Genomic DNA, 13,834 nt, shown 5'->3' with positions numbered 1-13,834 from the left:
GACCAGCGCCACCAGGGCGGGAAATGGGAGTCTTAAACTTTGGCGACGCTCCATCCTCCGACCGTCGCACGACGAGCTTATCTTCTTGTAAAGGTCCGGCGAGCTTGTCGCTTCGGCTGGCAAACGTGCGGCTGTGCAAAGGTCAGCTTAGCGGCGGCCTGCCAATGCCTGTTCATGGCGCGTTGCGGCTCAGGAACGCTAATCACTGGCAGGCCGACGCGTCGGCGCAACTCGTCTGATACGGTGGCATACGGAGCCAAGCCCCGGCCGTCTAAGTCCCCAACGCTTGGTTGAGGTCAGCAGTAAGCGTGCACACTAGGCCATCGGGGTTGAAGGCGAGGTCGGCGCGGCCATGGCCTTCAGCGGCCATGGCGCTTTCCAGCAGTCGGGAGCCAAAGCCGCGCCGCGTCGGCGTCTTGACGGGCGGACCGCCGCGCTCGCGCCAGACCCAACGCAGGCGGCGCGATCCACCGTTCTTCTGGAGCTTCCACGTGACCTCGACCTCGCCGGTGTCTCGCGAAAGCGCGCCGTACTTGAGGGCGTTCGTGAGAAGCTCATGCACCGCCATGGCCATGGTCACCGCCGTCTGCGGCGCCAGGCCGACCGTTGGCCCCGAGACGCGCAATCTCCCCTCGACGCCGCACGCCCTCGCCCCGTTCACGACGATAGTGGCAACGTCGGCCTCAGCCCAGTGATTGCGGGTGAGGACATCGTGGGCACCGGCCAGAGCCTCCAGGCGGCCCTCGAAAGCCTCTCGCGCATGCGAAGGGATGTCCGACCCGCGAAAGCTCTGCGCCGCGAGGGACTGAACGATCGCCAGGGTGTTCTTCACACGATGGTTCAGCTCGTCGACGAGTAGCTCGAGACGGCGCTGGTCCGAGGAAATCTGCTGCTGCGCGCGCCGCAGCTCGGTTGAGTCGTAGTAATAGCAGATCACCCCGTGGCGCCCGTCGGGCGTTCGGGTGCGCTGCAATTCCCACTCGTAGCCCTCGACCTCGTCGACGTCATTCCGTGGGCGATAGAAGTCACGCGAATAGAACGGCTCCCCCGTCTCCAATGTCCGGCGAAAGTGGCCGAGAATCTCCTGGGCGACCTCCTCGGGCCAGAGGATGCGCATGGCCTCTTCGAACGCGCGACCAATTACGGGACGAACATTGGTGAAGGCGCCGTTCTGAGAGCGTTGGTTCATCGAGGCGATCTTGAAGTCGGCGTCGACGATGTAGATGCCGAAGGGACACCGCTCGATCAGCTCGTGGAAGAGCTCTTCCTGGCGATCGGCGCGCGCCGTCGCGTCGGCTAGCCGTTGCGAGAGGTCCCCGTCCGCTTGGTCCGCGCGCCCTCCAGGCAGACCTTCGGCCCCCGCGCGGGTCGTCAGTGTTCATGAGCGGGTCTTCTTGTCATTTAGCCCTCTGGTTCAGCATTCTGGAGGTCGTGTCACGGTCGAGGCCGGGCGTCTGCCGACTCCTCGACATAGCCGCGCAGCAACGCTTTGCGACGATGGCCGTCGCCCAGCCGCGCAAGAACACGGAGCGAGCAGGGGCGCGAATGGCCTGGCTCTCAGGACCTCGCTATCTTGGCCAGGGCGACATCCACCTCTCCGTAAGCAAGCACTTCTCAGAATGGCGCGAACGTCCAGTTTCTGGAAGTGCGCCCATGTCAGCTGTTGGCGCTGAGGCGGCGTTCGGCGCGAAAGGACGATAGTGTCACAAAGTCGTGCTAGCGCCTGGCCATGCTTGGTCGGTCCGTCCGCTATTCCGCTCCCTGGGGGAGCCAAGCGCTACGATGAGCGACCTCGTTAGCCTGCGCGCGCAGCGGCGCGACCTTTATCAGTTTATCGTTCGGCGGACGCGTGATCCCGCGACGGCCGAGGATTTGGTGCAGGAAACATTCGAGCGCCTGCTTGCCTACGAGCAGGCGCGGACCATCGTTGACAGGGCCGCGCTGGGCTATCGCATCGCCTTGAATCTTGTGCGCGATCACTTCCGCCGCGCCAGCCGACGGCCCGCCCAGGCGCTGGACGACGACATTCCCTGCCAAGCCCCCGCGCCGGAGCAGATCCTGATGCATCGCCAGAAGGTCGAGGTGTTCGGCAAGGCGCTGGACGCCATGCCGCCCCTGCGTCGCGACGTGTTCATCCGCCGCCGGTTGCACGGCCACTCGCCGCGTCAGATCGCCCAGGATCTCAGCCTCAGCGAGGCGGCGGTCGAAAAGCACGTGGTGCGGGCGCTGGAGCAGCTGCATCGCGAGATCGCGCGGGCCGAGCGCCGCGCCAGCGGAGGCCGCCGATGAGCCGCATCCGCCAAGAGGCCGCCGTCTGGGCGGCGCGACGTCTGGACGACGGCGACCGTCAGGACGCCGCCTTCGAGACCTGGAAGTCGGCCGATCCGACCCACGGCCAAGCCTTCGACGCGGTTTGGCGCGCCAGTCAGGACCCCGCCCTGGCTGAGGCGATGCGGCTGAGCGAACAACGGCGGAGAGTCCCGCGCCGCGCTGGGCGTTGGGCCGCGCTGGCGGGCGGTCTGGCGGCCTGCGGCCTGGCCGCCGTCGTCGCCTGGCCGCAGATTCAGCTGATGACCGTCGCGCCAGTGGTGCTGCAGACCGCGCCGGGCCAGCACCGGGTCGCCACCCTGGCCGACGGCACGCAGGTCACCCTGGACGGCGCGACCCGCCTGGAGGCGCGCCTGGGCGCCCGGCGGCGCCAGGTCGAGCTGGTCAGCGGCGAGGCCTTCTTCGACGTCGCCCACGACGCGGGACGGCCGTTCACGGTCAAGGCGCCCGAAGGCTCGGCCCGTGTGCTGGGCACCGCCTTCGACCTCGAGCGCAGCGATGGGCGCCTGGAGCTTTCGGTGCGTCGCGGTCGCGTTCGGCTGGCGCCGGCGGGGCTGATCCACCGCACGGCCGAGCTGACCATGGGCCAGCGGGCTTTCGCCAAGGAGGGCCGGCTGTCGGCGATCCGCGCGTTCGACCTCCATGCCGACGACTGGCGCTCGGGCTGGCTGGAAACGGACGGCATCCCCCTGGCGCGGCTGGTCGAGCGCCTGAACCGCGCCTCGCCCACACCGATCGTGATCGCCGATCCGGCCTTGGGTCGCCAACGGGTGGCTGGCCGCTTCCGGCTTGACGAGCCCCGAGCCCTGGTGCGCGATCTGGCGCTGATGCACGGCTTCACCGTCCGTCAGACGTCGGACGGCTTTCTGCTCTCGCGCTGACCGCCGTCGCCGAAACTTCACAAAAATCCCTGTCCGGGTTCGAGGGTGGCCAGCGTCTTCCCGGCCGAACCGGCGTCGAACGCCGCGCGAAACGGGGATGACGACATGACTTCGAAGACCTGGACCTGGCTTGGCTCGGCCTCCGCGGCCGCGTTGCTGGCGGCGAGCCCCGTCGTGGCCGCGCCGCCCGAAAAGCCGACCCTGGCCATCCCGGCTGGCGACCTGGCCTCGGCCCTGCCGAGCTTTTCCCGGGCCACGGGCCTGCAGGTTCTGGCCGATCCGGCCCTGCTGAGCGGCAAGCACACCCAAGGCGTGCGCGGCCAGTTCGACGCCGAGCGCGGCCTGGCCGAGCTGCTGCGGGGCACGGGCCTGACGTTCGTGCGCAACGGCGGCGCGGCGATCCTGCGCCCGGCGGCCCAGAAGGTCTCGACCGAGGCCAACCCCGCCGCGGCCGCGCCGCGCGCCGAGGCGGTCCCAGCCCGGGCTGACGAGCCCACCGAGCTCGAGGAGCTCGTCGTCACGGGCGGATTCGCCAATTCGCTCGCCCGCGCCCTGAACGAAAAGCGCAAGGCTGCCAATGTCGTCGACGCGATCTCGGCCGAGGACATCGGCAAGTTCCCGTCCAACAACATCGCCGAGGCCCTGCAGCGCGTGCCGGGCGTGGCCATCACCCGCGACCGGGGCGAGGGCCTTTTCATCCGCGTCCGGGGCCTGGGCCCGAACTTCCAGATCGTCACCCTGAACGGCCGCAGCGCCGCGGTGAACGAGAACATGCGCGACAGCGGCCAGAGCGGCCGCCAGTTCCGCTTCGACACCCTGCCGTCGGAATTGGTGGCCGGCGTCGAGGTCGGCAAGACGCCGCTGGCCTCTCTGGACGAGGGGGCCATCGGCGGCGTGGTCGATATCAAGACCTTTCGTCCGCTGGACCTAGGCCGCACGACCCTGGCGCTGTCGGCCACCGCCAGCCATCCCGAGCTCGCCGGCAAGACCGACCCGCGCGTGTCGGGCCTGGCCAGCTGGACCAACGCGGCCGGCACCTTCGGCGTGCTGGCGGCGGCGGTGTACGATGAGCGCACCCTGCGCCAGGACCGCATCACCGGCGTGGGCTGGAGCTATCCCAGCGCGACCACCACCCTGGGAAAGAGCCTGATCGCCCAGGGCGTGCAGCTGTATGCGACCAATATCCGCCCGACGCTGGAGCGCGAGGACCGCAAGCGCAAGGGCGTCGTCCTCTCGGCCCAGTATCGGCCCAGCGACGCCACGGAAATCACGCTGGACGGCAGCTACACCAAGCTCGACGACCACTATGACGAACTGACCTACTCGGTCGATCCGGATCTCTCGACCCTGGTCGCCGGCTCGGCCGTGATCAAGGACGGCGTCATGATGGGCGGCACGGCGAACACCAACAGTCAGATCGGTCGCGAAGTCAGCGACCTGGCTCACGACAACATGATGGTCGCCGGCAAGATCCGTCAGAAGCTCGAGGACTGGACGATCACCGGCGACCTCGCCTACGCCCGGGCCTATTCGGAAACCTCCAAGCCAATCACCCGCACCCGTCTGCAGGGGTCGATGGGCCGGGCCACGTTCAACCTGCCCCAGGCTGGCGACGGGCTGCCGGACGTCAGTCTGCTGACCGCGGACCTGAACAACCCGTCCCTGCTGCCGTTCCGCCGCATCGAATGGCGGGTGAACAACGCTACGGACGACGAGACCGCCCTGCAGTTCGACGCCGAGCGGCCGGTGAGCCTGGGTCCGGTCAGCCGCCTTCAGTTCGGCGTCAAATTTCGCGAGCGCTCGCGATCCTATAATCGCGCCGACATCAACTACACGACCAACCTGACCGGCAAGTTCTTCGGCGCGGACTATTTCGACCCGTTCCCGGTCACCGACTTCCTGGGCGGCGCCTCCGCCGGCCTGCCGACGCGCTGGGCCATGCCGGACCCGGCCGCGTTCTGGGCCCTGCGCGACCCGAACCAGAAGGGCACGGCCCGCGCGGACCAGCGCAATTCGTATCGCGTGTCCGAGAAGATCGGGGCCGGCTACGCCCTGGGCGACATCGACACCAACCTGTTCGGCGCGCCCCTGCGCGGTGAGGTCGGCGTGCGTGTGGCGCAGACCAAGCAGGTCTCGTCGGGTCACGCCGACAACGGCACGGCGGCGCTGCCCGTCCGCTTCGAGAAGACCTATACCGACGTCCTGCCGACGGCCAACTTCGCGCTGGAGCTGACCGAGACCCTGCAGGCCCGCGTCGCCGCCGCCAAGGTGATCACCCGGCCGTCCCTGGCCGACCTGGCGCCGCGCCTGACCCTGAACTCAGGGACCCTGCTGACGGCCGTGGGCGGCAATCCGCTGCTGAAGCCCTTCGAGGCCTGGCAGTATGACGCGACCCTGGAATGGTACTTCGCGCCGGGCAGCGCGCTGATCGGCGGGGCCTTCTACAAGGACATCACCACCTTCGTTTACAGTCAGAACACCAACATCGTCGTCGACGGCCAGACCTACGTGCTGACCTCGCCGACCAACGGCGGCAAGGCGACGATCAAGGGCGTCGAGCTGGCCTACCAGCACCTGTTCAAGCGTTTGCCGGCCCCGTTTGACGGCCTGGGCTTCCTGGCCAACTACACCTACACCGACACCGCAGCGACCTACTCGCCGACCCTCAAGGACGAGATGGTCAATGTCGCCAAGAACAGCTTCAACGTGACGGCCTTCTACGAGAAGGACTGCTTCGCCGCCCGCGCCAGCTACAGCTGGGTCGACGACGTCCTGCAGGACGTCGGCGGGGCGGGGCTCTCGGCGCTGAACGACAAGGCGTTCGGCTCGCTTGATGGCAGCGTCAGCTACAAGATCACGCCGCAGATCACGGCGGCGATCGAAGGGCAGAACCTGACGAAAGCCTCCCAGCGGCAGTTCATCAAGGGCGGCTGGTTCGGCGGTTACACCAACTACGGCCGCACGGTCAGCTTCGGCCTGCGGGCCAAGTTCTAGGCCTGACGGCGGGGTTTGAGGCCGGCTCGCGCGCCCGCGGCGCGGGCCGGCTTGCTTTCCCAAGATCGCTTGTGGGAAGCGTCACAGGGTTTGGCTAGGACATTCGGATGCGCACCTTCCCGCCTCGAGCCCGTCTCGCTTGTTCGGCTGCCGCCCTGACGCTCTGCCTCGCGCAGGCCGCCGGAAGCCCGGCGTCGGCGCATCCCGGCCACGCGGTCGAGCCGGTCGCGCCGAACCGCCCCGGCGCGCGGCCGGCCAAGGCTTCCGAGCGCCGCTGGCTGGCCGGCGACCATCACGTCCACAGCTGGTTCAGCGTCTCGGTGAAGCCCAGCGCCGATCCGTCCCAGCCACCGATCCTGGTCAAGGCGGGCGACGCCAGCAACCCGATCACCACCAACGCCCGGATGGGCGCCCGGTATGGCCTCTCGTGGATGGTGGCCACCGATCACGGCGGTCCCAACCACGCCAAACTGAATCGCGACGAGGCCTATCCCGAGTTGGCGCGCTCTCGCCGCGAGACGCCGGGCGTGCTGCAGTTCTGGGGCATGGAGCTGGATACGCCGGCGGCCGAGCACTCCAGCCTGATCCTGCCGCGCACGGCGAGCGAACGGGACGCCCTGTTCGGGATCGAGCGCCGCTACAACCGGCGCGAACCGTGGCCGGCCGACCCGGCCCGCGACGAAGAAGGCTTCATGCTGGACGCGCTACGCCACATGAAGGCGCTGGCGAAGCCGCCGGTGGTCATCGCCAACCACCCGTCGCGGTCGGCGACCGGCATGGGCCGCTACGGCCTGGTCTCGCCGTCCGAGCTGCGCGACTGGAACGACACCGCCCCCGACGTCGTGGTCGGCATGGAGGGCGCGCCCGGACACCAGGCCTCGGGCCTGAACCCCGACGGCTCGCTGAAGGGCAAGGGCGATCGCGGCGGCTATTCGCGAGCGCCGACCCTCGGCGGTTTCGACCAGATGACCGCCAAGCTCGGCGGCTTCTGGGACGCGATGCTGGGCGAGGGGCGCCGCTGGTGGGTCACCTCGACCTCGGACTCCCATCGCCATTACACCGACGGCGGCGCGGACTTCTGGCCGGGCGAGTATTCCAAGACCTATGTGAAGGCCGCCCACACCTATGACGACGTACTGGACGGCCTGCGCAACGGCCGCATCTTCGTGACACTGGGCGACCTCGTGTCCGAGGTCGATGTCACCGCCAGCGCCACCGGCGCCAGGGCCGAGATCGGCGGGCGACTGGAGGTTCCCGCGGGAACGGACGTCATGGTGGTCATCCGGGTGCGCGACCCGGCGGGCAAGAACTTTGGCGGCTTTTCGCCCAGCGTCGCCCGCATCGACCTGATTCAGGGCGACATCATCGGACCGGCCGCCGACCGCACGCTCGACGCCAATCCCTCGACCCGCGTCGTGCGCGCCTTCACCCCAACCTCCTGGGCGCGCGAGGGCGAGGTGCTGTCGATGGTCTACGCGCTCAAGGACGTGCGCCGCTCCACCTATATCCGGGTCCGGGGCACGAACGGCGCGGAGAGCGAACCGCTGCCGGACCTGCCAGGTGAAGATCCGTGGTCGGACCTGTGGTTCTACGCGAACCCGATCTCCATTGTCGTGAAATAGGCGACAAGGGCGGGCGACCCTCAAGAGAAGGTGCGCTCGTGCGATCTTCATCGGAGACCGAAGGCAGAGCAGCTGGGGACGTTGCGCGCCGCGCAACGCCGTTGCGGCCTTTGCGTTCGCGCCGTGGTGGGAGCTCGGACTAAACGCCTCGTCACGAGACGGGGGTTTCAGTCATGACGGTGTTCAAGGGGTTGGCGGCCGGTGCGGCGCTGACGGTGTCGTTTGGTGCGACGTTGGCTTTCGCCCAGTCGTCGTCACCTCCGGAAACGGTGCTGGACGAGGTGCTGGTGGTCGGGTCGCGGGTGCCGGGACGCCTGGCGACCGAGACCGCCGCGCCGGTCGACGTATTCTCCGGCGAAATGCTAGCGCAGCGCGGCTTCACCGACCTGGGCAAGGTCCTCGGCTTCCTGGCGCCGTCGTTCAACTATCCGCGCTCCCAGACCTCGCCGTCATCCAGCAGCACGCGCGGTTTCTCACTGAGGGGGCTGGGCCCCGATCAGGTTCTGATCCTGGTCAACGGCCATCGCCGCCATGCCTCGTCGGTGCTGAACTTCAACAACGGCGTCGGCCGCGGCACGGTGCCGGTCGACATCAACACCATCCCGGTCGCGGCTATCGCCCGCATCGAGGTGCTGCGCGATGGCGCGGCCGCTCAGTATGGCTCGGACGCCATCGCCGGCGTGATCAACATCGTCCTGCGCTCCGACGCTCGCGGCGGCGAGGCGACGCTCACAACCGGCGTGACAGAGGATGGCGATGGCCAGTCCGTCGTCGGGGCGGGTCGCCTCGGCCTGCGGCTCGGCCACGACGGGTTCCTCACCGTGACTGGGGAGGCCCGGAACAGAAAGCCGACCAACTCGGCCGAGATCGATCCGCGCGTCGGTCGCGTCAGCCAGCGCACGGGCGATCCCGAGGCGACAAACCTGCTGCTGACCGCCAATGCGGAGGTGGGTCTGCCTGGCGACGCGCGCGCCTATGGCTTCGGAACCCTGGCCTGGCGCGACTCGACCAGCACGCCGCTTTTTCGCCTGCCCAGCGTCGCGCCAACGCTCTATCCCAACGGCTTCCTGCCCTACGTCAATCTCGACATGCTTGATCTGGGCGGCGCGGTCGGCGTGCGGGGCGAGATGGCGGGCTGGCGCTACGATCTGAGCGACACCGCCGGTTATGACCGGGGCGACTTCAAGCTGTCCAACAGCGTCAACACTTCGCTCGGCGCGGGCAGCCCAACGCGGTTCGATTCAGGCGGCGTGACCTATGGCCAAAACATAGCCAACCTCACGGTCAGCCGCGCCTTTCGCGGCGTGATGGCGGGCGCCAATCTAGCGTTGGGCCTTGAGCATCGCCGCGAGACCTTCAAGATCCGGTCGGGCGAGACGGCCTCGTTCACCGGCGCGGGCGCGCAAGGCTTTCCTGGCTTCAACCCGCCAGAGCCGATCGACGTCGATCGCCACGCGTCGGCCGCTTTCGTTGATGCCGAATTCAGCCCGGTCAACGGTCTGGACATTGGCGTCGCCGGCCGCGCCGAGGATTATAGCGACTTCGGACGCAAGGCGACGGGCAAGGTCTCGGCGTTCTGGCGGGCCACGCCCTGGTTGGCGGCGCGGACGACGGCCAGCACCGGCTTCCGCGCCCCGTCGTTGCAGCAGCAGTATTTTTCGACGGTCACCAGTCAGCTCAGCGCCGGCGCCCTGGTCAACATCGGCACCTTCGCCGTGACCGATCCTGTCGCCCGCGCCCTGGGGGCGAGCGATCTGCGTCCGGAGACTTCCAAACACTACTCCGGCGGCGTCGTCTTGACGCCCCGCGAGGGCCTGACCTTCAGTCTCGACGCCTTCCGGATCGAAATTGAAGATCGCATCGCACTCAGCGAGTCCCTGACCGGTGCGGCCGTCACGGCGATCCTGCAGAAGGCCGGCATCACCAACGCCAGCCAGGTTCGCTTCTTCACCAACGCTCTCGATACGCGCACCCAAGGAATCGAGGCCACGGGGAACTGGCGCACCCAGATTGGCCGTGACGGCAAGCTGAGCCTGACCTTTGGCTACGCCGCGTTCGACACCGACCCCCGCGAACTGCGGAGCAATCCGGTAATCCCAGCCTTGCCGCTTCTGGCGGCGACGTCGCTGAACACGCTGGCCGACGCCGAGCCCCGCAATAAGCTAACCCTGTCGGCGGATCTACGGATGGGCCGCTGGAGCCTGACGGCCGACGCGGCGCGCTTCGGGCGCTACAAAGCCGCCCCTGTCGGGCCGATCCAAGTGTTCGGCTCCGACGCCACGCTGGATCTGACGGTCGCCTATCAAGTGACAGAGCGGATGCGCGTTCAGGCGGGCGTGCTGAACGCCACGGACGCCTATCCCGACCGGGTGCGAGGTCAGGTCGACGGGAGGCCCTATACCGAAGCGGGGGGTATCGGCGTGGACGGCCGCGAATACTTCATCCGCCTCGGGGCCAGCTTTTGATGAGGGCTCGGACATGCCTGGGCGCGGCGGGACTGGCGCTTCTGACCGCCTTGTCGTTTGACGCCGCTCCGGCCGCCGCTTGGACGCGGCCGGGGCACATGGTCATCGCCGCGATCGCCTTCGACGCGCTGGAGGTTCGGGATCCCGCGGTCATCGATCGCGTGGTCGCGGTGCTGGACAGCCATCCCGACCGGGGCGCGTTCGAGGTGGCCGAAGACCGCAGCGAGGGGCGAGAGCGGGCGCTACGGCTGATGATGGAGTGCGCGCGCTGGCCCGACGATGCGCGTCTGACCGGTTATGACCAACCCAGCTGGCATCTGGAGCTAAAACCCATTGTCCGGACCGAAGATCCGCCCGCCAACGCGCCCGCTCCGGATGTCGCCATGGACGGTGTCGAGGCCTTCGCCCTCAACGCCCGCGTCATGGCCAACCGCGCCGCCACGCCCGCCCAGCGCGCCGTGGCGCTGTGTTGGGTGATGCACCTCGCCGGAGACGTGCATCAACCGCTCCATACGGCGCAGCTGTTCTCCAGCCAGTATCCGGAAAGCGACAAGGCCGGCAGCCAACAGTTCGTCATCGACCCCGTGACCGGCCGTCCCGAAACCCTGCACTGGTTCTGGGACGACGCCGTCCATCGCGCAGGCGACATCGGCTCGGTGCGCGCGCGCGCGATCGAGCTGGAGCGCCGTCTTCCGCGAACGGTCCTGGCGCCGGGCGTCGCGCACGCCGTCGCGGCCAACTACAGCGATTGGGCCGAAGAGAGCCGAGCGCTGGCGGCGTCCCGCGTCTATGCTTCAGGACCCGTCGGCGGCCCGTCGGCGAAGCAAGCCAAGGCGTTGCCGCCGGGCTATGCCGAGGAGGCGGCAGCCGTGGCCGAGGCGCGGGCCGCGCTCGCGGGGTACAGGCTGTCCGACCTGCTTCGCGAAGCCTTTGACAGATAGACGGTCGGAGTGCTGGCCGCCTGGCGCTCCAGCCAAGACCACACCGTCGCGACCGAGCGCCGCCGTCTTCCGGCGCTCGTGGCCGCCAGGCGGTACTCGCCGGGATACTTGAGCCAGGGAAGGCCCAGTTCGACGAGCCTGCCATCATCGAGATAGGGCTGCACGGTGGGCAGGGCGCCCAGGACGACGCCCATGCCCTGGGCCGCCGCCTCGTACGCGGCCTGCATCACGTCGAAGCGTGTGGTCGCGGCTAGACGGGTCAGGCCGGCCTGATCCGTCCACCAGTCCCAGACGTTGAGCGGAACGCTGACGGCGAGCCGGGGGAAGGCCGAGAGGTCGGGATTGGCCTGGAAGCGCGCCGCGACCTCCGGCGAGGCGACCGGCGTGGCCGAAACAGTGATCAGCGCGCGAGACGAGAGGCCCGAAAAATCCGTGTCGCTAAAACAGACCGCCAGATCGACCGCGCCGCGCCGCAGCGCCGAGTCGTCACGAATGGTGTCGAATGACAGCCGGATGTCCGGCGCGACGTTGCCGAGATCACCCAAGCGCGGGATCAGCCAGCCGACCGCCAGGGAATGCGACAGGGATAGGCGCACGTCACTTTGCTCGAGATCGTCCCCCACCGCGGCGCGGGTCGCTCGGCGCAGTTCCAGATAGGCCGGTTCCAATTCGCGCAGGCAACGCGCTCCGGCCTCGGTCAGCCGAAGGCCTTCGGGCGTGCGTTCGAACAGGACGCGATCGAATTGCGAGGCCAGCGCTTGCAGGCGGCGCGAAAAGGCGGCGGGACTGATGGCGCAACGCTCTGCGGCCGCACGGAAGTTCGGGCCGCGAGCCGCCTCGATAAACGCCTGTATGTTTTCAAGGGGCGGAAGCCGACGCTGCATCGATCACTCAGTCCATACGCTGTGGCACCGTAGCCGCGAACTGTGACAGCCAACGCATGCGAATGATCTAGCGCCGCCTCAGTATCGCGCGCCCGAAAACGGCGCCGGGACGGCGAGCGCGCTCGAACATCCGTCGTCGAGGCGGTGTCGCTAAACTGACACCCGGGGTCGCTAGTGCAGCAATCGAGAGTCGGCGGTGATCGCTGACGGGACGCGGCGTGATGGCCTGGCTACGCGACATCGACAAATGGTTCGCCGAGGCGGTCTTGCCGTTCGCGCCGAGCTATCGCGCCTATGCGCGCAAGCTGACGCGCGACGCGGTCGAGGCCGAGGACCTCGTGCAAGAAGCCTACGCCAAAGTGCTTGGCGTTCAGGACTGGCGCCGGTTGGAGCGCCCGGAGCGCTTTGTCCTCACCATCATTCGAAACCTCGCGTTCGAGCGCGTTCGGCGGGCCAAGGTCGTCGGCATCCGTCAGATCGGAGTGCTGGAGATGGAAGCTCTGCCGGATCCTGCGCCGGACGCCTATGCCGTCGCGAGCGCTCGGGAAGAGTTGCTGCGCGTGATAGAGGCGGTCGATCGGCTGCCGGAACAATGTCGACGCGTGGTCACGCTGCGGAAAATGGAGGGGCTTGCGCCGGGCCAGATAGCGGTTCGGTTGAACTTGTCCATCTCTACGGTTGAAAAGCACTTGGCCAAGGGATTGGCCCTACTCACCAAGGCGTTGGCGGCGGACGAAGGCCGAAGGATCGGAGTTAAGGCGAGTACATGGCGCAAGCGGGCGATCAAGACAGAGACGCGCTGATCGCCCAGGCTTCGGAGTGGCTGGCGCGCCTGGACGCCGGACGAGCGGATTCCCGGGAATTCGAAGCCTGGCGCGACGCCGACCCTCGCCGCGCGGCGGCCTTCGCCGAGGTCGCCGCGGCGTGGAGCCGGCTGGACGCCCTGCGCGACGCGCCGCCTCGGGCCCAGCCGGCAATGAGCCGGCGCGCGTGGCTGGGCGGCGGTCTCGCCCTCGCGGCGGGCCTTTCGGGCGCCGCCTATCTGGGGCGCGACCAGTGGCTGCGCGCCCGCACGGTCACCGGGGTGGGGGAGCGTCGCACGATGTCGCTTCCGGACGGCAGCTCGGTCGAGCTGAACACCGACACCGAAGTGCTCTGGCGCTTTGGTCGCGACCGGCGAAGGCTATGGCTAAGGCGAGGGGAGATCGCCCTGACGATCGCCCACGATGCGCTGCGGCCGTTCGAGCTCTTCACGCCGACCGGGCTGGCCAACCTCGCGCCAGGCCAATTCAACGCGCGCCTGAGATCGACGGGGCTGGACCTGATCGTGCTGGCTGGCCGGGCGGCGGTCCGGACGGCGGCGGGCGAAACCCAGGCCGCCGTGATCAGCGCCACCGACCCCCGCCAGGCCCTGGCCGTCACCGCCACGGGCGTCGCCGTCGCGACCGCGCCGGAAGACGAGGTCCAGAACGTTCAGGCGTGGCGTCGCGGTGAAATCGTTTTCGAGGGGCAGCGCCTGTCCGACGCGGTCGAGGAGTACAATCGCTACCTCGTACGCAAGATGGTCATAGAAGAGCCCAAGGTCGGCGCGATGCGTCTGGGTGGCCGTTTCCTGACCGGTAACCCCGAAAGCTTCCTGGAGGCCCTCCGGACAACGTTCGGCCTACGGATCATCGACGACGGATCGTCACGAATTCTTCTCAAATCTCGATAGAGGTT

10 protein-coding genes are annotated in these 13,834 nt (G+C 68.4%); 8 read left to right on the top strand and 2 right to left on the bottom strand.

Annotation, left to right across the window (positions count from 1 at the left end; genetic code table 11):
- Nucleotides 1-271: 271 nt before the first annotated feature.
- On the bottom strand, nt 272-1,246 hold the full coding sequence (locus CSW63_RS13445) for a sensor histidine kinase (RefSeq protein WP_256371377.1): 975 nt from the start codon (nt 1,244-1,246) through the stop codon (nt 272-274).
- A gap of 536 nt (nt 1,247-1,782) precedes the next feature.
- Here CSW63_RS13445 and CSW63_RS13440 point away from each other — a divergent pair.
- From CSW63_RS13440 to CSW63_RS13415, 6 genes are all read left to right on the top strand, one after another.
- On the top strand, nt 1,783-2,289 hold the full coding sequence (locus tag CSW63_RS13440) for an RNA polymerase sigma factor (RefSeq protein ID WP_099503481.1): 507 nt from the start codon (nt 1,783-1,785) through the stop codon (nt 2,287-2,289).
- The gene (locus CSW63_RS13435) at nt 2,286-3,209 is read left to right on the top strand and encodes a FecR family protein (RefSeq protein WP_099503483.1); all 924 of its coding nucleotides are present in this window, start codon (nt 2,286-2,288) and stop codon (nt 3,207-3,209) included. Before CSW63_RS13440 ends, CSW63_RS13435 begins: the two co-directional genes overlap by 4 nt.
- Before the next feature lie 105 nt (nt 3,210-3,314).
- A complete protein-coding gene (locus CSW63_RS13430; protein ID WP_099503998.1) occupies nt 3,315-6,203 on the top strand; it encodes a TonB-dependent receptor in 2,889 nt (962 codons plus the stop codon).
- A 107-nt stretch (nt 6,204-6,310) separates the two neighbouring features.
- Entirely contained in the window at nt 6,311-7,825 is a 1,515-nt protein-coding gene (locus CSW63_RS13425) for a phosphoesterase (RefSeq protein WP_099503485.1), read from the top strand.
- A 173-nt stretch (nt 7,826-7,998) separates the two neighbouring features.
- The gene (locus tag CSW63_RS13420; RefSeq protein WP_099503487.1) at nt 7,999-10,290 is read left to right on the top strand and encodes a TonB-dependent siderophore receptor; all 2,292 of its coding nucleotides are present in this window, start codon (nt 7,999-8,001) and stop codon (nt 10,288-10,290) included.
- Nucleotides 10,290-11,231 carry a S1/P1 nuclease gene (locus CSW63_RS13415; RefSeq protein WP_099503489.1) on the top strand — a complete coding sequence of 314 codons (942 nt, stop codon included), beginning with the start codon at nt 10,290-10,292 and terminating at the stop codon, nt 11,229-11,231. The genes CSW63_RS13420 and CSW63_RS13415 overlap by 1 nt, the downstream gene beginning before the upstream one ends.
- On the opposite strand, the gene CSW63_RS13410 is transcribed toward CSW63_RS13415, so the two are convergent.
- Nucleotides 11,138-12,115, bottom strand: a complete 978-nt coding sequence (locus CSW63_RS13410) for a LysR family transcriptional regulator (RefSeq protein WP_099503491.1) — start codon at nt 12,113-12,115, stop codon at nt 11,138-11,140. The genes CSW63_RS13415 and CSW63_RS13410 overlap by 94 nt on opposite strands.
- A gap of 221 nt (nt 12,116-12,336) precedes the next feature.
- Here CSW63_RS13410 and CSW63_RS13405 point away from each other — a divergent pair, with 221 nt between their 5' ends.
- Both CSW63_RS13405 and CSW63_RS13400 read left to right on the top strand, forming a co-directional pair.
- Nucleotides 12,337-12,918, top strand: coding sequence for an RNA polymerase sigma factor (locus CSW63_RS13405; protein ID WP_099503493.1), 582 nt, complete (start codon nt 12,337-12,339; stop codon nt 12,916-12,918).
- Entirely contained in the window at nt 12,882-13,829 is a 948-nt protein-coding gene (locus tag CSW63_RS13400; RefSeq protein WP_099503495.1) for a FecR domain-containing protein, read from the top strand. Before CSW63_RS13405 ends, CSW63_RS13400 begins: the two co-directional genes overlap by 37 nt.
- Nucleotides 13,830-13,834 lie beyond the last annotated feature (5 nt).

This window comes from Caulobacter sp. FWC26, from assembly GCF_002742645.2.
Classification (GTDB): Bacteria; Pseudomonadota; Alphaproteobacteria; order Caulobacterales; family Caulobacteraceae; genus Caulobacter.
The sequence above is the reverse complement of the archived record's forward strand: the minus strand, read 5'-3'. Positions and strand labels throughout refer to the sequence as shown.